General features: G+C 73.6%; 19 protein-coding genes. 12 read left to right on the top strand and 7 right to left on the bottom strand.

Annotation, left to right across the window (positions count from 1 at the left end; genetic code table 11):
- Positions 1-14 precede the first annotated feature (14 nt).
- The gene (gene ligD / locus ACIQFU_RS32525) at positions 15-1,040 is read right to left on the bottom strand and encodes a non-homologous end-joining DNA ligase (protein ID WP_402556378.1); all 1,026 of its coding nucleotides are present in this window, start codon (positions 1,038-1,040) and stop codon (positions 15-17) included.
- A gap of 86 nt (positions 1,041-1,126) precedes the next feature.
- Positions 1,127-1,465: a hypothetical protein gene (locus tag ACIQFU_RS32530; protein ID WP_402556380.1), complete on the bottom strand. Its 339-nt coding sequence runs from the start codon at positions 1,463-1,465 to the stop codon at positions 1,127-1,129.
- A 212-nt stretch (positions 1,466-1,677) separates the two neighbouring features.
- On the opposite strand from ACIQFU_RS32530, the gene ACIQFU_RS32535 reads away from it, so the two are divergent.
- Positions 1,678-2,745 carry an ATP-dependent DNA ligase gene (locus ACIQFU_RS32535; protein WP_402556381.1) on the top strand — a complete coding sequence of 356 codons (1,068 nt, stop codon included), beginning with the start codon at positions 1,678-1,680 and terminating at the stop codon, positions 2,743-2,745.
- A gap of 19 nt (positions 2,746-2,764) precedes the next feature.
- Here ACIQFU_RS32535 and ACIQFU_RS32540 read toward each other — a convergent pair whose 3' ends face one another.
- Positions 2,765-3,955: a zinc-dependent alcohol dehydrogenase gene (locus tag ACIQFU_RS32540; protein WP_402556382.1), complete on the bottom strand. Its 1,191-nt coding sequence runs from the start codon at positions 3,953-3,955 to the stop codon at positions 2,765-2,767.
- A 201-nt stretch (positions 3,956-4,156) separates the two neighbouring features.
- Between ACIQFU_RS32540 and ACIQFU_RS32545 the strand changes: the two genes are divergently transcribed.
- The gene (locus tag ACIQFU_RS32545; RefSeq protein ID WP_402556384.1) at positions 4,157-5,134 is read left to right on the top strand and encodes a DUF3048 domain-containing protein; all 978 of its coding nucleotides are present in this window, start codon (positions 4,157-4,159) and stop codon (positions 5,132-5,134) included.
- A 30-nt stretch (positions 5,135-5,164) separates the two neighbouring features.
- Here ACIQFU_RS32545 and ACIQFU_RS32550 read toward each other — a convergent pair whose 3' ends face one another.
- The gene (locus ACIQFU_RS32550; protein ID WP_402556386.1) at positions 5,165-5,629 is read right to left on the bottom strand and encodes a MarR family winged helix-turn-helix transcriptional regulator; all 465 of its coding nucleotides are present in this window, start codon (positions 5,627-5,629) and stop codon (positions 5,165-5,167) included.
- A gap of 225 nt (positions 5,630-5,854) precedes the next feature.
- Between ACIQFU_RS32550 and ACIQFU_RS32555 the strand changes: the two genes are divergently transcribed.
- From ACIQFU_RS32555 to pcaD, 7 genes are read left to right on the top strand one after another with little or no spacing between them, the layout of a single operon-like run.
- A complete protein-coding gene (locus tag ACIQFU_RS32555; protein WP_402556387.1) occupies positions 5,855-6,637 on the top strand; it encodes a CoA transferase subunit A in 783 nt (260 codons plus the stop codon).
- A complete protein-coding gene (locus ACIQFU_RS32560) occupies positions 6,637-7,281 on the top strand; it encodes a CoA transferase subunit B (protein ID WP_402556389.1) in 645 nt (214 codons plus the stop codon). The genes ACIQFU_RS32555 and ACIQFU_RS32560 overlap by 1 nt, the downstream gene beginning before the upstream one ends.
- Positions 7,278-8,480 (top strand): thiolase family protein, encoded by a 1,203-nt coding sequence (locus ACIQFU_RS32565; protein WP_402556390.1) that lies wholly within the window; start codon positions 7,278-7,280, stop codon positions 8,478-8,480. Before ACIQFU_RS32560 ends, ACIQFU_RS32565 begins: the two co-directional genes overlap by 4 nt.
- A 19-nt stretch (positions 8,481-8,499) precedes the next feature.
- The gene (pcaH, locus tag ACIQFU_RS32570; RefSeq protein WP_402556391.1) at positions 8,500-9,273 is read left to right on the top strand and encodes a protocatechuate 3,4-dioxygenase subunit beta; all 774 of its coding nucleotides are present in this window, start codon (positions 8,500-8,502) and stop codon (positions 9,271-9,273) included.
- Positions 9,274-9,279: 6 nt separating this feature from the next.
- On the top strand, positions 9,280-9,885 hold the full coding sequence (pcaG, locus tag ACIQFU_RS32575) for a protocatechuate 3,4-dioxygenase subunit alpha (RefSeq protein ID WP_402556393.1): 606 nt from the start codon (positions 9,280-9,282) through the stop codon (positions 9,883-9,885).
- Positions 9,882-11,234 carry a 3-carboxy-cis,cis-muconate cycloisomerase gene (gene pcaB, locus ACIQFU_RS32580; protein ID WP_402556394.1) on the top strand — a complete coding sequence of 451 codons (1,353 nt, stop codon included), beginning with the start codon at positions 9,882-9,884 and terminating at the stop codon, positions 11,232-11,234. The genes pcaG and pcaB overlap by 4 nt, the downstream gene beginning before the upstream one ends.
- Positions 11,231-12,358 (top strand): 3-oxoadipate enol-lactonase, encoded by a 1,128-nt coding sequence (gene pcaD / locus ACIQFU_RS32585; RefSeq protein WP_402556395.1) that lies wholly within the window; start codon positions 11,231-11,233, stop codon positions 12,356-12,358. The genes pcaB and pcaD overlap by 4 nt, the downstream gene beginning before the upstream one ends.
- Positions 12,359-12,385: 27 nt before the next feature.
- Here pcaD and ACIQFU_RS32590 read toward each other — a convergent pair whose 3' ends face one another.
- Positions 12,386-15,061 carry an ATP-binding protein gene (locus ACIQFU_RS32590; protein WP_402556396.1) on the bottom strand — a complete coding sequence of 892 codons (2,676 nt, stop codon included), beginning with the start codon at positions 15,059-15,061 and terminating at the stop codon, positions 12,386-12,388.
- A gap of 249 nt (positions 15,062-15,310) precedes the next feature.
- On the opposite strand from ACIQFU_RS32590, the gene ACIQFU_RS32595 reads away from it, so the two are divergent.
- A complete protein-coding gene (locus tag ACIQFU_RS32595; RefSeq protein ID WP_402556398.1) occupies positions 15,311-16,360 on the top strand; it encodes a DUF2510 domain-containing protein in 1,050 nt (349 codons plus the stop codon).
- Positions 16,361-16,600: 240 nt separating this feature from the next.
- Here the strand turns inward: ACIQFU_RS32595 and ACIQFU_RS32600 are convergent, their stop codons facing one another.
- The gene (locus ACIQFU_RS32600) at positions 16,601-17,215 is read right to left on the bottom strand and encodes a TetR/AcrR family transcriptional regulator C-terminal ligand-binding domain-containing protein (protein ID WP_402556400.1); all 615 of its coding nucleotides are present in this window, start codon (positions 17,213-17,215) and stop codon (positions 16,601-16,603) included.
- A gap of 214 nt (positions 17,216-17,429) precedes the next feature.
- Between ACIQFU_RS32600 and ACIQFU_RS32605 the strand changes: the two genes are divergently transcribed.
- On the top strand, positions 17,430-18,236 hold the full coding sequence (locus ACIQFU_RS32605; protein ID WP_402556402.1) for a phosphatase PAP2 family protein: 807 nt from the start codon (positions 17,430-17,432) through the stop codon (positions 18,234-18,236).
- Complete coding sequence (locus ACIQFU_RS32610) at positions 18,233-19,186, top strand: hypothetical protein (protein ID WP_402556404.1); 954 nt, start codon at positions 18,233-18,235, stop codon at positions 19,184-19,186. Before ACIQFU_RS32605 ends, ACIQFU_RS32610 begins: the two co-directional genes overlap by 4 nt.
- A gap of 15 nt (positions 19,187-19,201) precedes the next feature.
- Here the strand turns inward: ACIQFU_RS32610 and ACIQFU_RS32615 are convergent, their stop codons facing one another.
- A complete protein-coding gene (locus ACIQFU_RS32615; RefSeq protein WP_402556406.1) occupies positions 19,202-21,256 on the bottom strand; it encodes a phosphocholine-specific phospholipase C in 2,055 nt (684 codons plus the stop codon).
- Between the last annotated feature and the right edge of the window lie 493 nt (positions 21,257-21,749).

A 21,749-nucleotide genomic window follows, 5' to 3' on the forward strand; every position in this document is an offset into this window, starting at 1 on the left:
CGGGGCGTTGTTGCTCAGTCCGGGCCGGGAGACTTCTTCCTGGCCCGGCTGGGCTGGACCCGGCTCGGCTCGCCCGGCATCTTCGGATACTCGGGCGGGTACGGCAGGTCGCCGAGCCCGTGGTCGTGCTCGTCCTTCGTCGCCAGCTCCAGCAGCGCGTCGAGGGAGTGTCTGACCTCGTCCATGCCCGCGTGCACGTCGCCGAGTTCGGCGAAGCGCGCGGGCATGGTCGTGATGTCGAAGTCCTGCGGGTGCGCGACTCCCACCTCGTCCCAGGTCAGCGGGGCGGAGACCGGCGCGTTCGGGCGGGGGCGGACGGAGTAGGCGGAGGCGATGGTGCGGTCGCGGGCGGTCTGGTTGTAGTCGATGAAGATGCGCTCGCCGCGCTCCTCCTTCCACCACTTGATGGTGACCCGCTCGGGCATCCGCCGTTCCATCTCCCGGCCGACGGCGATGGCGGCGCGCCGCACCTGGGTGAAGGTCCAGCGCGGCTCGATGGGCACGAAGACATGGATGCCGCGCCCCCCGGAGGTCTTGGGCCAGCCGCGCAGCCCGCCGAACTCGTCGAGCACCGCCCGCAGTTCGTGGGCGGCCCGGGCCGCGTCGTCGTAGTCCGTCCCGGGCTGCGGGTCGAGGTCGATGCGCAGTTCGTCGGGGTGGTCGACGTCGTCGCGGCGCACCGGCCAGGGGTGGAAGGTGAGGGTCCCGTACTGGGCGGCCCACAGGACGGCCGCCTCCTCGGTGGGGCACATCTCGTCGGCACTGCGTCCGCTGGGGAAGGTGATGTGCGCGGTCGGGATCCAGTCGGGCATCCCCTTGGGCGCGCGCTTCTGGTAGAACCACTCGCCGGTGATCCCGTCCGGATAGCGCTGGAGCGTGGTGGGCCGGTCGCGCAGGGCGCGCAGGACACCGGGGGCGACGGCCTGGTAGTACCGGGCCACGTCGAGCTTGGTGTACCCGCACTCGGGGAAGAACACCTTCCCCGGACTGGACAGCCGCACGCTCCGCCCACCCACCTCCAACTCCACCGCTTCCGCCATGCGAGCCACCGTAGGCGTAACGCCTTCACCCCGCACATCGGATGTCCTGGGACGAAAAACGGGCGGACCGCGACCCGCTCGGCCGCCTACTTGCCGATACTGATCCTGTCGTTGTCGAGGAGCGCGGTGTGGGTGGCCGCGGTGATGATCAGCAGGACCATGAGGAATCCCGGGACGGGATTGGTGTCGTCGGCCTCGGGGCTGATCGCGAAGGCGACGGAGAAGACGGCGACCTCCCCGACGATGTAAACCCCCGCCAGCCAGGGCTTCACGACGCCCTTGACCGCGGCCACGACGATGGGAACGGCGGCGGCCAGTCCCAGGGTGACGATCGGAACCAGCGTCCACACCACCTTGGCCAGGCTCGACGCATACATGCGGGGGCGGGCCGGCGTGAGCGGGGCGTTGATGTAGGGACTGGCCACGGGTTCTCCCTTTACGTCGACAGCGTGTAGGAAGTGTGAGGTCACGAAGTCGAGCTGTCAGGTGATTCGACGGGGTGGACCCGATCGAGTGAACGAGGCGGGAAAGCCGCTCCGATCAAGCCGCACGAGACGCGTCCGCTCCCCTGCGACGAGGGCCTCCGGGTGACGGGCTCGACGGGCAGGATGCCGGTGGCGGCGTACAGAATCGGACCATGGAGCTCCCCGTCATGCCGCCCGTGAAGCCGATGCTCGCCAAGTCCGTGGCGAAGATCCCGCCGGGGATGCACTACGAGGCGAAGTGGGACGGCTTCCGCGCGATCGTGTTCCGGGACGGTGACGAGGTGGAGCTGGGCAGCCGTACGGGCAAGCCGCTGACCAGGTACTTCCCGGAGTTGGTGGCGGCGGTGCGGGAGCGGTTGCCCGGGCGGTGCGTGCTGGACGGGGAGATCGTGATCGCGCGGGAGGGGCATCTGGACTTCGACGCGCTGACCGAGCGGATCCATCCGGCGGACAGCCGGGTGCGGACGCTGGCGGAGCGGACGCCGGCCTCGCTGGTGGCCTTCGACCTGCTGGCGCTGGACGACGAGTCCCTGCTCGACGTGGGGATGGCCGACCGGCGGGCGCTGCTGGAGCGGGCGCTGGGCGGGGTGACGCCGCCGGTGCACGTGGCGCCTGCGACGGACGACGTCGAGGTGGCCCGGCGGTGGTTCGAGCAGTACGAGGGTGCGGGGCTCGACGGCGTCGTCGCCAAGCCGCTCGATCTGCGGTACCGGCAGGACGAGCGGGCCATGTTCAAGATCAAGCACGAGCGGACGGCGGACGTGGTCGTCGCCGGGTACCGCTACCACAAGAGCGGCCCCGTGGTCGGCTCGCTGCTGCTCGGCCTGTACGACGACCGGGGCGTCCTCCAGCACGTGGGGGTGTGCGCGGCCTTCACCATGAAGCGCCGGGCGGAGCTGGTGGAGGAGCTGGAGCCGCTGCGCATGGACGACGCCGGCGGGCATCCGTGGGCGAAGTGGGCCGAGGAGGCCGCCCACGAGTCGGCGCGGCTGCCGGGCGCCCCCAGCCGCTGGTCCGGCAAGAAGGACCTGTCCTGGGTGCCGCTGCGTCCCGAGCGGGTCGTCGAGGTGGCGTACGACCACATGGAGAACGGGGCCCGCTTCCGGCACACGGCCCGCTTCCGCCGGTGGCGACCGGACCGGACCCCGGAGAGCTGCACCTACGCGCAGCTGGAGGAGCCGGTCCGCTACGACCTCGCGGAGATCCTGGGCGCACCCTGACCGGTGACTCCCGCGGCAGCTACGGCTTCATCAGGACCTTGACCGCGCCGTCCTGCTTCTTCTGGAACATCTCGTACGCGTGCGGCGCCTCGGCCAGCGGCACCCGGTGGGTGGCGAAGCCGTCCACGCCGAGCGGGTCGTCGTCGGTCAGGTGCGGGACGATCTCGTCGCTCCAGCGGCGCACGTTGGCCTGGCCCATGCGCAGCTGGATCTGCTTGTCGAACATGGTGAGCATCGGCATCGGGTCGGCCATGCCGCCGTACACACCGGACAGCGAGATGGTGCCGCCGCGGCGCACCAGGTCGATCGCGGTGTAGAGGGCCGCGAGCCGGTCGACGCTGAACCGCTCCGCCAGAGGCCCGCCGATGGCCCGGGGCATCACCGCGGCGGTCTGCTGCACCAGCTTGGCCACGGCGCCGCCGTGCGCCTCGGTGCCGACCGCGTCGATCACGGCGTCGGGGCCGCGGCCGTCCGTCCGGTCCTGGACCGCGGCGACGAGGTCCTTCTCGTCGTCGAAGGACCGCAGGTCGAAGGTCTCCACACCCCGTGCGCGGGCCCGCTCCAGCCGCTCCGGCACGAGGTCGACGCCGAAGACCTGCTCGACGCCCTTGAGCCGGGCGATCCGGCAGGCCATGTCGCCGATCGGGCCGAGGCCCAGCACGGCGAGACTGCCGCCCTGCGGTACGGCGGCGTACTCGACCGCCTGCCAGGCGGTGGGCAGCACGTCGGAGAGGTAGACGAAGCGGTCGTCGGCAGGGCCCTCGGGGACCTTGATCGGACCGAACTGGGCCTGCGGAACGCGCAGGTACTCGGCCTGGCCGCCGGGGATCGCGCCGTACAGGCGGGTGTAGCCGAAGAGCGGGGCGCCCATGCCCTCGCCGGTGACCTGGGTGGTCTCGCACTGGGTCGGCAGCCCGGTGCCGCACATGTAGCAGTGGCCGCACGCGATCTGGAACGGCACCACGACCCGGTCGCCCGGCTTCAGGCCGGTCACCTCCGGGCCGACCTCCTCGACGATGCCCATCGGTTCGTGACCGAGGATGTCGCCCGGTGTCATGAACGGTGTGAGCACCTCGTAGAGGTGCAGGTCGGAGCCGCACAGCCCGGAGGACGTGACGCGGATGACGGCGTCCGTCGGCTCCTCGATCCTCGGGTCGGACACCTCCTCCACCCGCACGTCCCGCTTGCCCTGCCACGTCACTGCCTTCATCGCCCGCGCTCCCTCCGTATCCGTGCGCGTCGGTTCTGCGTGGCGGCCGGGTACCCCGGGGCTCCCGTCGCCGAACCCGGCGGTCTTTTCGGCCGAACAGCGGATTATCAGCCCCGTTCCGTGTGCCGTATCGGATTCAGTCAGGTATGGCACTAAATGCTCTAAGAAGCGCACAATCGTTGACACAGGATGGGTGGACTGATGGTCGGAACGCGAAGAGGGCCGCGCAGGGGCCGGTGCGCCGCGCTGCTGACGGCGGCGGTGGCGGTCTCGCTGGCGGCGGCGGGCTGCACGGCGGGAGCCGGCACGAAGGACGACGGACGCGCCTCGCGACCGGAGCGGTCGCACAGCGCGGCCCCCGCGACCGGACCGGTGCTGGCCGTGAAGGTCGACAACGTGCGCGCGGCCCGCCCCCAGACGGGCCTGGAGGACGCGGACGTGATCTACACCGAGCCGGTGGAGGCCGGGCTGAGCCGGCTGATGGCGGTCTACGCCACCGGGCTGCCGGAGTCGGTGGGGCCGGTACGCAGCGCCCGGGAGTCCGACCTGGAGCTGCTCGGCCAGTTCGACCGGCCGGTGCTGGCCTTCTCCGGGGCGCAGAGCAAGCTGCTGCCGCTCATCGACAAGGCCCCGCTGCGGGCGGAGCCGGCGAGCGAGGACTCCGACGCCTACATCCGCGCCGGGGACCGCCAGGCCCCGCACAACCTGTATCTGCGACCTGGCGAACTGCTCCGGAAGCCGTCCGGCGCCGCGGCCCTCACGACCGGGTTCACCTACGGCAAGGCCCCTGCGGGCGGGCGGGCGGAGTCCTCGCACTCGGTGCGCTACCCCTCGGCAGGCTTCACCTTCACCTGGTCCGGCAGCCGGGACCGGTGGCTGGTCTCCATGGACGGCAGCCCGGCCCGCACGGCCGACGGCGGGCGGCTGGCCCCGGCCACGGTCGTCGTGCAGCACGTGACGGTGCGCGAGTCGGACTTCCGCGACTTCCGCGGCAGCAACTCGCCCTATGTCGAGTCGGTGGGCTCGGGACGGGCGGAGGTGCTGCGCGACGGGCGCGCGTACGACGCGACCTGGAAGCGCGGGGCGGCCGGGGACGGCACCACCTTCACCACCGAGGACGGCAAACCGCTGAACTTCGCCGACGGCCAGGTCTGGGTGGTCTTCACGGGCGAGTCCTGAGCCGGGACCACCTGATCCGCCGGCCCCCGGTCAGCCGGGTGCCGTCGTCGGCTCGGCCGGGTTGCGGAGCCCTTCCGCGGCGTCCGCGACCCGGCGCACGAGGTCGATGAAGACCGCCTGCTCGTCGGGGGCGAGGGGGGCGAGGAAGACCTGGTTCATACGGGCGACGCGCACACCCAGCCTGCGGTGCACGCGCAGGCCCTCGTCGGTGAGCCGGAGGAGGGACCGGCGGCCGTCCTGCGGATCGCGGACCTTGTCGAGCAGCCCCCGGCGCCCGAGCCGGCTGACCACCTCGGCGATGGTCGACCGGTCCAGGCCCACCCGCTCCCCCACCGTGCGCTGGTCCAGGCCGGGCTCGGCCACCAGGGCGTTGAGGACGGCGTACTGCGGCGACGTGGTCTCCTCGGAGACCATCGTGTTCCACAGCAGGTAGTGCGCCTGCTGCAGCCGCCTGGCCAGGTGGCCGGGGTGGGTGGTCAGGTCGACCGCTGCCATGCGTGCACTCCCGTGGTCACTTTCACCGATGCGATATTTCGTCGGTGCACTGACGATACATGGCGCGAGCGGCGTACAGCTGAGAATGCGGCATCCGATCTACCTCGGAATATGTGGGTCTTGACGCCCCGGCCGTCCGGTGGCAGCGTGTGGGAAACCTCGCTGAAATACTCAGTGCCCTGACTATCTACTTCCGGGGCGCGCTGAAGAGATGGGGCTTCTCGGATGGACAAGGTGGTGGCCACGGCCGGCGCGGCGGTGGCCGACGTGCCCGACGGCGCGTCGCTCGCGGTGGGCGGTTTCGGGCTGAGCGGTGTGCCGAACGTGCTGATCCAGGCGCTTCACGAGCGCGGGACCGGCGGGCTGTCGGTGGTCTCCAACAACTGCGGGGCGATGGACTCCGGGCTGGCCGTCCTGCTGGCCGCCGGGCGCATCGCCCGCGTGACCGGGTCCTACATCGGCGCGAACAAGGAGTTCGCGCGCCAGTACCTCGGCGGCGAGCTGGAGGTCGAGATGATCCCGCAGGGCACCCTGGCCGAGCGGCTGCGGGCCGGCGGCGCGGGGATCCCCGCCTTCTACACGCCCGCCGGGGTCGGCACCCAGGTCGCCGACGGCGGGCTGCCCTGGCGCTACGACGGGTCCGGCGGCGTCGCGCTGGCCTCGCCGCCGAAGGAGGTCCGCGAGTTCGACGGAACGGAGTACGTCCTCGAACGCGGCATCCGCACGGACTTCGCGCTGGTCCGCGCAGCGAAGGGCGACCGGCACGGCAACCTGGTCTTCGCCAAGTCCTCCCGGAACTTCAACCCGCTGGCCGCGATGGCCGGGCGGGTGACGATCGCCGAGGTGGAGGAGCTGGTCGAGCCGGGCGGGATCGACCCGGACGCGGTGCACCTGCCCGGCATCTTCGTCCAGCGGGTGGTGGCACTGACGGCCGAGCAGGCCACCGACAAGCAGATAGAGCGGCGTACGACTTCCGCGCCTCCGGCGCGAGGGACGGTGACTTCCTGATGGCCCGGACACGTGAACAGATGGCCGCGCGGGCGGCGCTGGAGCTGGCGGACGGCCAGTACGTCAACCTCGGCATCGGCCTGCCCACTCTGATCCCGAACTACCTCCCCGAGGGCGTCGAGGTCACCCTGGAGTCGGAGAACGGCATCCTGGGCACCGGCCGGTACCCCACCGAGTCCGAGGTGGACCCCGACCTGATCAACGCGGGCAAGGAGACGGTCACGGTCCGGCCGGGCGCCGCCTTCTTCGACTCGGCCCTGTCCTTCGGCATGATCCGGGGCGGGCACATCGACGTCGCGGTGCTCGGCGCGATGCAGGTCTCGGCCGGCGGCGACCTCGCCAACTGGGCCGTCCCCGGAAAGATGATCACCGGGATCGGCGGTGCGATGGACCTCGTCCACGGCGCCCGCACGGTCATCGTGGTCATGACCCACACCGCCAAGGACGGCTCCCCCAAGATCCTCGAGGAGTGCGCGCTGCCGCTCACCGGCAAGGCGTGCGTCGACCGCGTCATCACCGACCTCGGCGTCCTCGACGTCACCGGCGACGGCCTGGTCCTGGTGGAGACCGCCCCGGGCGTGAGCGTCGACGAGGTCGTCGCCAGGACCGACGCCAAGCTCGTCGTCACGGAGGGACTGAAGTGAGGGACGTCTACATCGTCGACGCGGTGCGCACCCCGTTCGGCAAGTACAACGGGGCTCTGGCGGGCGTACGCCCGGACGACCTGGCCGCGCACGCGATCCGTGAACTCCTCGCCCGTACTCCCGGCCTGGACCCGTCCCGGATCGACGACGTGTACTTCGGCAACGCGAACGGCGCAGGCGAGGAGAACCGCAACGTCGCCCGCATGGCCGCCCTGCTGGCCGGCCTGCCCACCACCGTCCCCGGCGTCACCGTGAACCGGCTGTGCGCGTCCGGCCTGGAGGCGGTGGTCCAGGCGGCCCGCGCCATCGCGGTCGGCGACGCCTCGGTCGCGCTCGCCGGCGGCGTGGAGTCGATGACCCGGGCGCCGTACGTGCTGCCCAAGCCGGACCGGGCCTTCCCGGCCGGGCACACGGAGATGTACTCGACCACCCTGGGCTGGCGCATGGTCAACCCGGCGTTGGACCCGCAGTGGACGATCCCCCTCGGGGAGTCGGCGGAGCTGATCGCGGACAAGCACGAGATCACCCGCGAGCAGCAGGACGAGTACGCCCTCGCCTCTCATCAGAAGGCCGCGCGCGCCCGGGCCGACGGCCTGTTCGACGCCGAGCTGGCACCCGTGCCCGTGCCGCGCCGCAAGGGCGACCCGGTGCACTTCGCCGCCGACGAGTGCGTGCGCCCCGACACGTCCCTGGACGCGATGGCGAAGCTCGGGCCGTCCTTCCGGAGGACCGACGGGACGGTGACCGCCGGGAACGCCTCGCCGCTCAACGACGGTGCCGCGGCGCTGCTCCTGGTCGACGAGGAGGGCCTGCGGGCCACCGGGCGCGAGCCGCTCGCCCGGGTCTGTGCGACCGGGGTCTCGGCGACCGACCCGCAGTACTTCGGTCTCGCCCCCGTCGAGGCCGTGAACCGCGCGCTCGCCAGGGCCGGCCGGACCTTCGCCGACCTGGACGTGCTCGAACTCAACGAGGCCTTCGCCGCCCAGGTGCTGGGCTGTGTCGCCGAGTGGCCCGAGTTCGACCCCGCGGTCCTCAACCCGCAGGGCGGCGCCATCGCCCTCGGTCACCCGCTCGGCGCCTCGGGCGCCCGCCTCGCCGGCACCGTCGCCCACCAGCTCGCCCGCGAGGGCGGCGGCACGGGCGTCGCCACCCTCTGCATCGGCGTCGGCCAGGGCCTCGCCCTGGTCCTCGACCGCTAGTCACCCCAGGGACTCCCCCATGACTCTCACCCAGCACGACATCGACGCGGAGATCGCGGCCGAGCACGCCGCCTACGAGAAGCGGGTCGCCGACGGCGCGCCCGTCGAGCACCACCCGCGCCGCGACTACGCCCCGTACCGCTCCTCGGTGCTGCGCCACCCCAAGCAGCCGCCGGTCGCCATCGACGTCTCCAAGGACCCGGAGCTGGTGGAGCTGTCCTCGCCCGCCTTCGGGGAGCGGGACATCACGGAGATCGACAACGACCTGACCCGGCAGCACACCGGGGAGCCGGTCGGCGAGCGCATCACGGTCTCCGGCCGCCTCCTCGACCGCGACGGCAGGCCCGTGCGCGGGCAGCTGGTGGAGATCTGGCAGGCCAACTCGGCCGGGCGGTACGCCCATCAGCGCGAGCAGCACGACGCGCCGCTGGACCCGAACTTCACCGGCGTGGGCCGCACGCTCTCCGACGCCGACGGCTTCTACCGCTTCACCACCGTGCAGCCCGGCCCCTACCCGTGGCGCAACCACGTCAACGCCTGGCGCCCCGCGCACATCCACTTCTCCGTGTTCGGCTCGGCGTTCACGCAGCGCCTGGTCACGCAGATGTACTTCCCGAACGACCCGTTGTTCCCGTACGACCCGATCCTTCAGTCGGTGACGGACGACGCGGCGCGGCAGCGGCTGATCGCGACGTACGACCACAGTCTGTCCGTGCCGGAGTTCTCGCTCGGCTATCACTGGGACATCGTGCTCGACGGCCCGAACGCCACCTGGATCGAAGAAGGACGCTGACCCGCCATGACGAAGACCGACACCAGCGGCCCTGAGCAGGTGCCGCCCACCCCGTCGCACACGGTCGGCCCCTTCTACGGGTATGCGCTGCCCTTCCGCGGCGGCGAGGACATCGCGCCCGCCGGGCACCCGGACACGGTCACCGTGCACGGGTACGTGTACGACGGCGAGGGCAACCCGCTGCCGGACGCCCTGCTGGAGCTGTGGGGGCCGGACCCCGGGGGCCGGGTGCCGACCGCCGACGGCTCGATGCGGCGCGACCCGGCCTCCGGCGGCTTCCTGGGCCGCAACGGTGTGGAGTTCACCGGCTTCGGGCGCATCCAGACCGACGCGAACGGCCACTGGTACGCGCGGACGCTGCGACCGGGAGCACGCGGGCGCAGCGCGCCGTACGTGAGCGTGTGCGTGTTCGCGCGCGGGCTGCTCGTGCACCTGTTCACCCGGATCTACCTGCCGGGCGACGAGGCGGCGCTCGCCGCCGACCCGCTGCTTGCCCGGGTGCCGGCCGGGCGCCGCGACACGCTGATCGCGGCGGACGAGGGGCACGGGACGTACCGTTTCGACATCCGCCTTCAGGGCGAGGGCGAGACGGTCTTCCTGGAGTTCCAGTGACATCACCTGCCGACCCCGCTCCCACCGACGCCGACACGAGCCTGCTCGCCCCCGGGTGGGCGGGCTCGCCGGCCGCGTCGGCGACCGGTGACCGCGCGTATCTGCGGGCCCTGCTCGACGCGGAGGCGGCGCTGACCCGCGCCCAGGCCGCGCTGGGGCTCGCCCCGGCCGAGGCGGCGGACGCGGTGGACGCGGCCGCCGCCGACCCCGCCGCCTTCGACCTGCGCTCCCTCGCCGAGCGTGCCCGGGGCGGCGGCAACCCGGTCATTCCCCTGGTGGCCGACCTGACGAAGGCGGTCGGCGAGCCGTACGGGCCGTACGTGCACCGGGGCGCGACCAGCCAGGACATCCTGGACACGGCGACCATGCTGGTCGCCGCGCGCACCCTGGGTCTGCTGCTCCCCGATCTCGCGCGGACGGAACGCGCTCTGGCCCGGCTGGCCGCCGAGCACCGGGACACGCCGATGCCGGGCCGGACGCTCACCCAGCACGCCGTGCCGACGGTCTTCGGGCTGAAGGCGGCCGGCTGGCGCTCGCTGGTGCTGGACGCGCGGGACCGGATCACGGCGGTGCGAGCCGCGCTGCCCGCTCAACTCGGCGGCGCGGCGGGCACCCTGGCCGCCTTCGAGGCGTACGGCGCGACGGACCCGGCCGACCTGCCGGCGGCGTACGCCCGTGAACTGGGCCTGCGCGCTCCCGAGTTGCCCTGGCACACCCTGCGCACTCCGGTCGCCGACCTGGCCGGCGCCCTCGCCTTCGCCGCCGGGGCGCTGGGGAAGATCGCCGCGGACGTGCTGACGCTGTCCCGCACCGAGATCGGCGAGGTCGCCGAGGGCGGCGGGGGCGGCTCCTCGGCGATGCCGCACAAGGCCAACCCGGTACGGTCCACGCTGATCGCGGCGGCCGCCCGGCGCGCCCCGCAGCTCGCGGCCACGCTGTTCGGCTCGCTGGCCGCCGAGGACGAGCGTCCCGCCGGTGCCTGGCACGCCGAGTGGGAGCCGCTGCGGGAGCTGCTGCGGCTGACCGGCGGCGCAGTGCGTGACGCCGCCGAACTGGCCGAGGGGCTGCGGGTGCGCCCCGACCTGATGCGCGCGCACCTCGGACTGACGCACGGGCTGATCGTGTCGGAGCGGCTGTCGGCCGAACTGACCCCGGTGCTCGGACGGGCCCGCGCCGGGGAACTGCTCACCGAGCTGGCGGCGCGCACCTACGCCGAGGACCGGAGTCTGGGCGAACTGCTCTCGGAGGTACCGGAGTTGCGGGGCATCGAGCCGGCCTCTCCCACCGATCCCGCCCGCTACACGGGCGCCGCCGCCACCCTCACCGACCGTGCTCTGGAGCGACGTTGACGACTCTGCTCAACCATCTGTCCGAAGGCCCCGCCTCCGCTCCCCCGCTGCTGCTCGGGCCCTCGCTGGGCACCTCGTACGCGCTGTGGGACGCGGTGGCGCCCGAACTGTCCGTCGGGCACCGGGTGATCCGCTGGGACCTGCCGGGACACGGGGGCTCGCCGGCCGGCCTGATCGGGCCCGGCGCCACCGTCGCGGACCTGGCCGGTCTGGTGCTCGCGCTCGCCGACTCGCTCGGGGTGGAACGGTTCGCCTACGCCGGGGTGTCCCTGGGCGGCGCGGTGGGCCTGCACCTGGCAGTGCACCACCCCGAGCGGGTGTCGTCCCTCGCGGTCGTCTGCTCGTCGGCACACTTCAACGGCGCGGAGCCGTGGGAGGAACGGGCGGCGCGGGTGCGCGAGGAGGGCCTGGCACGGCTCGCGGAGGGCGCGGACGCGCGGTGGTTCACCCCGGGGTTCACGGTGCCCCGGCTGGTCCGGGACCACCGGGACGCCGACCCGGGTGCGTATGCCGCCTGTTGTGACGCGCTTGCCGCCTTCGACCTGCGCGGCCGGGTCGGGGAGATCTCCGTGCCGACGCTGCTGGTCGCCGGGCGTGAGGACCCGGCGACGCCGCCCGCGCATCTGCGGGAGCTGGCCGACGCGGTGCCGGGCGCGACGCTGACCGAGATCCCGGGCGCGTCGCACCTGGCGCCGGCCGAGCGGCCGGAGGCGGTGCTGACGGCGCTGCGGGCCCACTTCGGCGGCGGCGCCAAGCGGGGCATGGCGGTGCGGCGCGAGGTGCTGGGCGACGCGCACGTGGACCGGGCGCAGGGGCGGCAGACGCCGTTCACGGCGCGCTTCCAGGACTTCATCTCGCGTTACGCGTGGGGCGAGGTCTGGACCGACGAGACGCTCACGCGCCGCGAGCGCAGCATGGTCACACTGACGGCGCTGGTCGCGCACGGCCACTACGAGGAGCTGGCCATGCATGTGCGGGCCGCGCGGCGCAACGGGCTGACGGCGGACGAGATCGGCGCGGTGCTGCTCCAGACGGCGGTGTACTGCGGGGTCCCGGCCGCGAACTCGGCGTTCGCGACGGCCCAGCGGGTGCTGGCCGAGGAGGCGGACGGCTCGGCGGAGTGAACCGCGCCGCCACGTCCTGACGGGGCCTCAGCCCGCGTGTCCCACCGCCAGGGCCTCGCGGGCGCGGGCCACGAGTCCGTCGGCGCCGCACGAGTCGGCCAGCGCCAGGCCCCGCTCCAGCTCGGCCGCCGAGCGGGCCGCGATGCCGTACTCCACGCGGGCGGCGGCGTGTTCGTACTGGCAGGGTGAGGCCTCCAGGTAGGTGACCGCCTGGGCGGCGAGCCGGACCGCGCGCTGGCCGGTCTCCAGCGCGGCGGCGCAGCGCAGGGCCTCTCCTATCGCCGTGTCCGTGCCGAAGCGCTCGGCCTGACGGCGGGCGTCGGTGGCCAGCCGGGCGGCGCGGCCGGGGTCATCGCCGGCCAGCGCACGGGCCAGTTCGGTCGCCCAGGGGACCACCACCGGGTTGTGCCGGCCACGGACGGCCGCCACCTTCTCGGCGGCCTCCAGTTCGTTGATGCCCTCCTTGGTGCGGCCGACGGCGAGCAGCAGGCGTGCGCGCACCGGGCGGGGGTCGGGCAGCACGATCGTCGACGGGTACGGCGGTGCGAAGCCGTACTGGTCGGCGACGGTCCGGGCCTCCTCGACATGGCCGCGGGCGAGCAGGGTGTCGACCAGGTTGCAGGTCGCCGACCAGTACAGCGGCAGCCCGCGGCCCACGCGTTCGGCGATGCGCAGGGATTCGCGCAGGGACTGCTCGGCCTCCCTGAGACGGCCCCTCCTGCGGTGGCCGAGGCCGACGTAGGCGTGCGCCAGGGCGAGGTGGCCGCCGCTCCAGCCGGCGCCCTCGTAGGCGCGCAGGGCCTCGGTGAACAGCGCCTCGGCGCGGTCCAGCCGGTCGGCGTAGGCGTAGGAACTGGCCAGCATCATGGGCAGTTCCAGGCCCCACTCGGTGTCGGTCCAGCCGAGTCCGGGGGCGAGGCGGCCGTTGACGAGGGCGCGGTCGCACAGTTCGACGACCTCTTCGGCGCTCTCGCCGTGGGTCATGGCGTCGAAGCCGCGCAGGATGAGCAGGGCGCGCTCGGCGTTGTCGCGGCCGGTGCAGGTGGCGGCGAGTTCGGCCAGGCGGGCGGAGCGGTGGGGCGAGGAGGTCTCCCCCGCGTGGATGCCCTCCCACATGTACTGGGCTGCCTGGAGCCGCAGTCGCGCGGAGGGGTCGGGGTTGCGGGCGGCCTCCGCCTCGACGGTGCGGACGGCCTCCTCCAGCTGGTCGTTGTGGAGCAGGGCCTGGGAGAGCCGGAAGACGGCGTCGACGCGCTGCTCGCCGTCGAGTCCCGGCATGGCGAGCGCGGTGCGCAGGTGGCCGATGGTGGTGGCGGGCGCGGTGAGGAGCGTGGCGCAGCCCAGTTCGAACAGCACGCGGGCGTGGGACTCGGGCAACGGCGGTTCCTGCAGCGCGCGTTCGAGGCAGCGACGGGCCGCGTCGGGGGCTCCGACGGCGAGGTGTTCGCGGGCGGCCTCGCGCAGCTGGGCCACGACCTCCTGGTCGTCGTCGGGGTGCACCTTGAGCAGATGGCGGGAGGCGGCCGCGGCGCCGAGCCCGGAGTCGGTCACCAGCTGGGCCGCTATGCCGTGCATCGCGGTGCGCAGGGCGTCGGGGATGGAGTTGTAGACGGCGGTGGCGATCAGCGGGTGGACGAACTCCAGCTCGTCCGCGCCCGGTTGCCCGGCGGTGTCCGGCACGGACAGGATCCGGGCGCCCCGGAGCAGCTCGGCGCAGCGGGCGGCGACGGCGCGGTCGAGGGTGGCGAGCCTGGCCACCATGTCGACGGTGATGCCGCCGCCGAGGATGGCCGCCGCCCAGGCGAACCGGGTGGAGTCGACGCCGAGTTGCTCCAGGCGGGCGACGAGGCCGCCGCCGCGGGCGGAGCGGTTCAGGTCACGCAGTTCGGCGGCTTCCGCCTCGACGGGTTGCAGTTCGCTGTCCTGGACCTTGGCGAGGAGTTCGACGGTCTCGTAGGGGTTGCCGCCGGTGACGGCCCACACCTCGCGGCAGAACGCGGCCTCGGCATGGGCGCCCAGCGTGGCGCGGGTGAGTCCGGCCGTCGCGTCGGGGGTGAGGGCGTTCAGCGGGGCGAGGGGCCGGCCCATGGCGCTGGCCGTCTCCAGGTGCCGGGCGCTGTCACCGCTGACGTCGCCGGGGCGGCGGGCGATGACGACCAGGACGGAGGTCTCGTCGAGCCGTTCGGCGAGGGCGGCGAGCCAGCGCAGGGTCTCCTGGTCGGCCCAGTGGGCGTCGTCGATCATCAGCACCAGCGGCCACTCCCGGCGCGCGAGCCGGCGTACGGCGGCGACGAGGCCGTCGCACACGCCCTGCGGGTCGGCCTGCCGCTCACCGGGGTCCGCTATGCCGAGGGCGGGGCCGGCGATGTCGTACCAGTCGCCGAGGTACTCGCGGGCCTCCTCGGGGAGCATGGACACCAGGGCGGGCTGGAGGAGTTGGCGCACCACGTTGAAGGGGACGGACCTGAGGGTCTCGCCGCCGCGGGCCGACCAGACGGTGCAGCCCCGGGCCTCGGCGATGCGGCGGGTCTCGGCGAGCAGTGCCGTCTTGCCGACCCCGGCCTCGCCGCGGGCCTCCAGCAGGGTGCCGGGGGACGAGCGGTCCGCGCACAGGGTGTCGACCGCGCGCGTGATGGTGGCGACTTCCTCGTCGCGCTCCCAGAGGGAGGCCGAGGCGGCGCCCGCCCGCCGTACCTCCGTCATCCCGCTACCTCCCCGAGTCGCCCGAATGACGTACAGAGCCTGAGCCTAGCCCTCCGATCGCGCAAGTGGTGGGCGCTCCGCCGACCAGTTGCCGTGACGGGTGACATGCGGTAAAGCGTGAACGACGCGTCGGGCCCGCCATCAGCGGCGGTGCGGCCGGGCGCCCGTCAACCTCCCGCGGCCGGGGGCGGGACGGCTTACGGCCGGGCCTCTCATCCGGCTTTCACCGACGCCTCATACGGTGGGCACATGACGCAGGCGACTCCTCCCGGGTGGTACCCGGACCCCGGACAGAAGAATGACGGTCCCGCCACCGAACGCTGGTGGGACGGCACGGCGTGGACCGACCAGGTGCGCCCGGCGGGAGCGGCCGCCGCGTGGGCCCCGCCCGCGCAGCCGCCGGGCCAACCGCCGGTGCAGCCACCGGCGCAGAACGCCGCGCCCGGACCGTACCCCGTGCACCCGGGGTATCCGGGCTTCCCGGTCCGGCCGCCGTCCGCGCGACGGCGTCGGCTGCGTACCGGCATAGCCGTCGCGGCGGCCGTGGCGGTGCTGGCCGGGATCGGGGTCGGCGTGTACGCGCTGACCGACGACGGCTCGGGCGACAGGAGCACGGCCGGTTCGCGGCAGGACGGGCCGGGCTCCGGCGACCGGAAGGACCCCTTCGGCGACTCGGGCGGCGGCAACGACGACGGGGGCGGCGGGAACGACGACAGCCCGTGGCCCTCGCCCGAGTCCCCGGACCCGTCGGAGCCGCCCAAGGTCGACAGCGGCTCGGTGACGGACGCGCTCAGCGGGATCAGCCTGCCCATCCCGGACGGCTGGTCGGGGCAGGAGCTGAAGGTCGGCGCGCAGGTGACGTCGGACGACGCCTACAAGTGCCCCGGCGACACCTCCAAGTCCTGCACGAAGGGCGGCGCCTACTCGGCTCCGGCGATGCTGCTGGAGACCGAGGGCGACACCGCGGAGAAGGTCGCGAAGGCCGACATCGCGGCGAACGCCGAGGAGTCCTACGGCGCGGACGCCTACGGCAAGATCACCTCGCACGACGAACTGGCCGCCAAGGCGGTCACGGTCGCCGGGCAGAAGGGCTATCTGGTCCGCTGGAAGGTGGTCACCGCAAAGGGCTCCGACGGTTTCGTCGAGTCGCTGGCGTTCCCCTCGCCCGCCCAGCCCTCGCAGATCGTGGTCGTCCGCTTCGGTGTCGACGTCGACCAGAAGCAGACGGTCATCGACGAGATCACCAAGGGCATCGAGGTGGACTCCTCCGGCGGGGGCGGCAGCGGCCAGGACGTCTGACCGGTCGGCCGCCCCCGCCGAGGTGCGGCCGGGAGGACCGTCCGGCCGGCCCGGCCGGAGAACGGTCGGGGGGGGGGGGGGGCCCGCCCCCCCAAAGGGGGCCCCCCCCCCCCGGGGGGGGGGGCGCCCCCCCCCCCCCCCCCCCCCCCCCCCCGGCCGGGGGTGCGCGCCGCCCCCGTCCCCACGGTGCGGCGCGGGCAGGCCACCGTCCAGTCATCCCGTGGACGGCGGCCTGAGTCTTCAGGGGAGGCCGAGCGCCGGCAGCACGACGGCCTCCACGAACCGGACGAGGTACGCCGCGTCGGCCTGCTCGCCCTCCAGGACGGGACGCATCCGCAGCATGCCGAAGAGCTGCGCGGGCACGTACTCCAGCGCCGGATGGCCGGCCGGGACCTCGCCCCGTGCCACGCCGCGCGCGAGGATCGCCCGGAGCGCGGCGATCTCCGGCTCGACGAGCGCCTCGCGCAGCGCGCACTTCAGTTCCGGGTCCTCCATGACCGCGTGGCCGAGCGCCTGGAGCAGCCCGGTGTCCTTGCCCGCCCCGGCGCCCGCGGCGGCGGCCGCCCGGCGCAGGTCCTCGGCGAGCGACCCGGTGTCGATGTCGGCGAAGCGCACCCGGCTGTTGGAACGCAGTGCGGCGGCCACGAACTGGGGCTTGGTCTTCCACTGCCGGTAGAGCGTGGACTTGCTGCACCGGGTGCTGGCGGCGATGCCCTCCATGGTCACGGCGTCGTAGCCGCAGGTGCGGAGCTGGTCGAGCACGGCGTCGAAGAACTCCTGCTCACGCTCCGGCGTGATCTTGGAGCGGCGCGAAGTGCCGACCGTGTCCGGTCGGTCCGCGTCCTGCGACGTCATCGGCCCTGCTCCTTCTCGCTCGCGCTCCCCCGGGCACCGACACCGTCGTCCGGCTCCGCACCCAGTGTGTCGTATGTCTATCGATACGCCAGTGTACCGGTACACCACCGTATCGGTACACTGGCGTATCGGAACGAGGTCGTATCGATGAGAACCGTCACACGCCCCGTACCCGATGAGCCGCACGCACCACCGTCAGCGAAGGGGCCGGGGGATGACTGCCCGCAGCGAGCCTGCACCAGCGGGGCCGGATGCGCCCGCGCGTCCACCACTCGTCCGCGAGCTGCTGCTCGTGGCCAGCCTCTTCCTCTTGTACAAGTTCGGCCGGCAGCTGGCGACGGGGCACACCGCCGAGGCCTTCCGCAACGCCCGTCACGTGTGGGACTGGGAGCGGGTGCTCCGGCTGCCCGACGAGGGCACGGTGCAGTCCCTGCTGCTGCACGGCGACACGCTGATCCACGTGGCGAACACGTACTACGCCGCCGTCCACTTCCCGGCCACCCTGGCCTTCCTGGTCTGGCTCTATCTGCGCCGGCCCGCGCACTACGTCTGGGCCCGCCGTGTCCTGGCCGCCGTGACCGGCGCCGCGCTGGCGCTGCACCTCCTGTTTCCGCTGGCCCCGCCGCGCATGCTGGGCGCCGCCGGCCTGGTCGACACGGCCCGGGTCTTCGGTCCCTCGGTGTACGGCCCGCCGCGCACGGACTCGTTGTCGAACCAGTTCGCGGCGATGCCCTCGCTGCACTTCGGCTGGGCCCTGATGCTGGCGATCGGCCTGATCGTCGCGACGCGGACGCGGTGGCGGTGGCTGTGGCTGCTGCATCCGCTGGCGACGCTGCTGGTGATCGTGGGCACCGCGAACCACTACTGGCTCGACGTCGTCGTGGCCGGGGCCCTGCTCGGCCTCGCGCTCACGGTGCTCCGGCTCCCGCACCGGCCGCGGTGCGCCCTGCCCCACCGGCGGCCCGAGGCCCGGCGCCGGTCGTCGGGCGAGCGGCCCGAGCTGGTCGGGGCGGGCCGGTGAACGCCGCCCTCGTGGCCGCCCTGCTGTCCCTGGTCTCCGCCTGCGCCTACGCCGCCGCGGCCGTCGCCCAGGAGCGGCTGGCCTCGCGCGCCTCCGGCGCCGGTCCGCTGCGGATGCTGGCCTCGGGCGCCTGGTGGTGGGCGGTCGCGCTCAACGCCTCGGCCGCGCTGCTGCACGTCGTGGCGCTCAAGTACGGTCCCCTCACCGTGGTCCAGCCGCTCGGCGCCCTCACCCTGGTGGCGGCGGTACCCCTGGGGGCGCGGCTGGCGGGGCGGCGGGTGAGCGCGGTCGAGTGGCGGGGCACCGGGCTCACGCTGCTGGGTCTCGGCGCGCTGCTGCTCACCGCGTCCGGGCCCGCGCCGGACGACGTGCTGAGCGTGCCGGAGGCGCTGACGGTGTCCGGCGCGACGGCGGCGCTGATCGGCGTGCTGTCGCGGCCCGGCGCCCGGCCGGGACTGCGGCACGCGACGGCGTCCGGCATCGCGTCCGGTGTCGCCTCGGCGCTCACGCAGACCGTGACGGTCGCCGTCACCGACCGCTCGGGTCCGCTGCTGAGCGTCCAGGTGATCGGCGTGGCGGTGCTGGTGGCCGCCTTCGCGGCGGGCGGACTGCTGCTGTCCCAGACGGCGTACCGGGGCGGTCTGGGCGCCCCGCTCGCGGTGGTGACCCTCGCCAATCCGGTGGCCGCCGCCGTGATCGGGCTGTCCCTGCTCGGGGAGCGGCTCAGGGGCGGCGCGGGCGGGGTGCTCCTCGCGCTGACCGGCGCGGCGCTGGCCGCCTGGGGGGTGCTCCAGCTCAGCCGGGCGGCCCCGGGGCGGACCGGGACCGCCGCACCGGCGCTCGCGGGTCCGGTGCCCGCCGGGCCGGAAGCGGAGCCGGAGGGACCCGGCCCGGCGCTGCCCGGGCTGGTGCCCCGGCAGCCGGGGCCGGGGCACCTCACACGGCTCTGATTCCGGGTCCGGCCCTCAGTCCGTGACGAGCGCCGGGTCGCTGACCCCCGGCCGGCCGTTCTCCACGTGCCCGGCGAAGCGCCGCAGGAAGGCGGGGTCGGCCTCCGAGGTCACCGTCACGTCGTACCAGCGCCGGCCGCGCGCGAGGTCGACGGTGTGGTGCACGGTGGCGCCGGGGCGGACGGCGAGGGTCCGGGAGCGGCCGTCGTAGGCGTTCGCGATCCGGAGCCGGACGGTGCCGGTCCCCGCGTTGGTGAGGGTGAGGCGGAGGTCGTCGCCGTGGTGCCGCGCGGTGACCTCGGGCCCGGCGGCCTCGTTGGGGCCCTGAAACACCCGCAGGAAGCCGGCCGGGCCGTGCACGGTCAGGTCGTAGGAGCCGCCGGAGTAGGCCGAGTTCCAGGTGTCCGCGATGTCCTTGCCGGCCTCGGTGGTGTACGTCCAGGGGCCGTCGGTGCGGTTGCCCGAGGTGACCAGGAAGGCGGCGCCGGCCCTGGCACCGGAGGCGAAGGCGAGGGTGAACTTCCCCGCCGCCGCGTCCACCGCACCGTCCACGTAAGGGTCGTACCGCAGCGGACGGGAGGGACGCGTCCCGCGTTCCTGCCGGGGCATGCCGGGCTCCGCGGGCGGCGTCGGACGGTAGTCCGGGTGGCGTTGGCGGTCCGGCGGCTCGTAGGCGTCGGTGTCCGGCAGGCGGGCCGGGCGGCTGTCCTTGCGGGAGAAGTCGAAGGCGCTGGTCAGGTCGCCGCAGATGGCACGCCGCCAGGGCGAGATGTTCGGTTCGCGCACGCCGAAGCGGCGCTCCATGAAGCGGATCACCGAGGTGTGGTCGAAGGTCTCGGAGCAGACGAACCCGCCCGTGCTCCAGGGCGAGACGACCAGCATGGGCACGCGCGGGCCCAGCCCGTAGAAGCCCTCGCGGTGAGTTGCGCTGCCCTCGAAGACGTCCAGGGCGACGTCGACGGTGGAGCGGCCCTGTGCGGCGGACTTCGGCGGCAGCGGGGGCACCACGTGGTCGAAGAAGCCGTCGTTCTCGTCGTACGTGATGAACAGCGCCGTCTTCGCCCACACCGCCGGGTTGGAGGTGAGCGCGTCCAGTACCTGGGAGATGTACCAGGCGCCGTAGTTCGAGGGCCAGTTGGAGTGTTCGGAGAACGCCTCCGGGGAGGCTATCCAGGAGATCTCCGGCAGCCGGTCCGCCTTGACGTCGGCGCGCAGCCGATCGAAGTACCCGTCCCCGCTCTTCGCGTCGGTGCCGGTGCGGGCCTTGTCGTACAGGGGGTCGCCGGGCCGCGCGTCGCGGTACTTGTTGAAGTACAGCAGGGAGTTGTCGCCGTAGTTGCCCCGGAAGGGGTCGTCGATCCAGCCCCAGCCGCCGGCGGCGTCCAGTCCGTCGCCGGTGTCCTGGTAGATCTTCCAGGAGATCCCGGCCGCCTCCAGGCGCTCGGGGTACGTCGTCCAGTCGTAGCCGCGTTCGTCGTTGCCGAGGACCGGGCCGCCGCCGCTGCCGTCGTTGCCGGTGTGTCCCGACCACAGGTAGTAGCGGTTGGGGTCGGTGGATCCGATGAAGGAGCAGTGGTAGGCGTCGCAGACGGTGAAGGTGTCGGCGAGCGCGTAGTGGAAGGGGATGTCCTCGCGGGTCAGGTAGGCCATGGTGGTGGTGCCCTTGGCGGGCAGCCAGCGGTCGTACCTGGCGTCGTGGTAGGCGTCCTGTCCGTCGGGCCAGCCGTGCGGGAGCCCTTCGAGGAACTGCATGCCGAGGTCGTCGGCCTCCGGACGGAACGGCAGCACCTCGGTGCCGTCGGCCTTGCGCTGGTGCCACACGGAGCGGCCGTCGTCCAGCGCCACCGGGTGCGGGTCGCCGAAGCCGCGGACGCCGCGCAGCCTGCCGAAGTAGTGGTCGAACGAACGGTTCTCCTGCATCAGGACGACGATGTGCTCGACGTCCTCGATCGATCCCGAGCGGTGGTTCGCCGGGAGCGCGGCGGCCCGGTCGATGCTCGCGGACAGGGCGCTGAACGCGGTCGTGGCGCCCGCGAGTTGGAGGAATCGGCGCCGGTTCACTTCGGCCATGGGGGTGGGGGACCTCTCGGCTTGGGGGGTCAACCGGCCGGACGGTGCCGGATGATGACGGATTGCGCGCGAAAGGAGTGTTCCAGGAGCAGCAAACGTCAGGGAAGGGTCCGGTGGCGCTCGCGTGAAAGTCACCGGTACGCGAGGTGTGCCGGGGCCGTCCGCCCGGGGATGGCCGCGAGCACGACGGGCATGGACACGGACGAGCCTCCCTGCCCGGCCGGACGGCCCGTACGGACGGCAATCCCGGAGGCTTCGCCGGCACCGGTTGGCGGTCGGTTCCGGACACCACTCGTCCGCCCACCGCAAGCTCACCGTCGTCGCCGCCCTCGCCCCGAACGGCGCCAGGACCCGGTCGGGCCGGACACCGACATCGTCCAGGCCGAGGTGTTCCTCAAGGGCAGGCCGGTGGCGACGGCTGGGCGGTGTCCGGCTTGAACGCCTGTGCCATCAACCCCCAGACCGGCGCCTTCCCACGAATCGTCTTTGCTGG

This window comes from Streptomyces sp. NPDC093065 (assembly GCF_044754585.1).
In the GTDB taxonomy this organism is placed as follows: domain Bacteria; phylum Actinomycetota; class Actinomycetes; order Streptomycetales; family Streptomycetaceae; genus Streptomyces.

Bases quoted from the DNA above. Each gene is read 5' to 3' on its own strand.
- ACIQFU_RS32545 (WP_402556384.1), top strand. From the start codon at position 4,157: ATGGTCGGAACGCGAAGAGGGCCGCGCAGGGGCCGGTGCGCCGCGCTG.
- ACIQFU_RS32600 (WP_402556400.1), bottom strand. From the start codon at position 17,215: ATGACGTCGCAGGACGCGGACCGACCGGACACGGTCGGCACTTCGCGC.
- ACIQFU_RS32605 (WP_402556402.1), top strand. From the start codon at position 17,430: ATGACTGCCCGCAGCGAGCCTGCACCAGCGGGGCCGGATGCGCCCGCG.
- ACIQFU_RS32555 (WP_402556387.1), top strand. From the start codon at position 5,855: ATGGACAAGGTGGTGGCCACGGCCGGCGCGGCGGTGGCCGACGTGCCC.
- ACIQFU_RS32550 (WP_402556386.1), bottom strand. From the start codon at position 5,629: ATGGCAGCGGTCGACCTGACCACCCACCCCGGCCACCTGGCCAGGCGG.
- ACIQFU_RS32590 (WP_402556396.1), bottom strand. From the start codon at position 15,061: ATGACGGAGGTACGGCGGGCGGGCGCCGCCTCGGCCTCCCTCTGGGAG.
- ACIQFU_RS32535 (WP_402556381.1), top strand. From the start codon at position 1,678: ATGGAGCTCCCCGTCATGCCGCCCGTGAAGCCGATGCTCGCCAAGTCC.
- ACIQFU_RS32615 (WP_402556406.1), bottom strand. From the start codon at position 21,256: ATGGCCGAAGTGAACCGGCGCCGATTCCTCCAACTCGCGGGCGCCACG.
- ACIQFU_RS32540 (WP_402556382.1), bottom strand. From the start codon at position 3,955: ATGAAGGCAGTGACGTGGCAGGGCAAGCGGGACGTGCGGGTGGAGGAG.
- pcaH (WP_402556391.1), top strand. From the start codon at position 8,500: ATGACTCTCACCCAGCACGACATCGACGCGGAGATCGCGGCCGAGCAC.
- ligD (WP_402556378.1), bottom strand. From the start codon at position 1,040: ATGGCGGAAGCGGTGGAGTTGGAGGTGGGTGGGCGGAGCGTGCGGCTG.
- ACIQFU_RS32560 (WP_402556389.1), top strand. From the start codon at position 6,637: ATGGCCCGGACACGTGAACAGATGGCCGCGCGGGCGGCGCTGGAGCTG.
- ACIQFU_RS32595 (WP_402556398.1), top strand. From the start codon at position 15,311: ATGACGCAGGCGACTCCTCCCGGGTGGTACCCGGACCCCGGACAGAAG.
- pcaG (WP_402556393.1), top strand. From the start codon at position 9,280: ATGACGAAGACCGACACCAGCGGCCCTGAGCAGGTGCCGCCCACCCCG.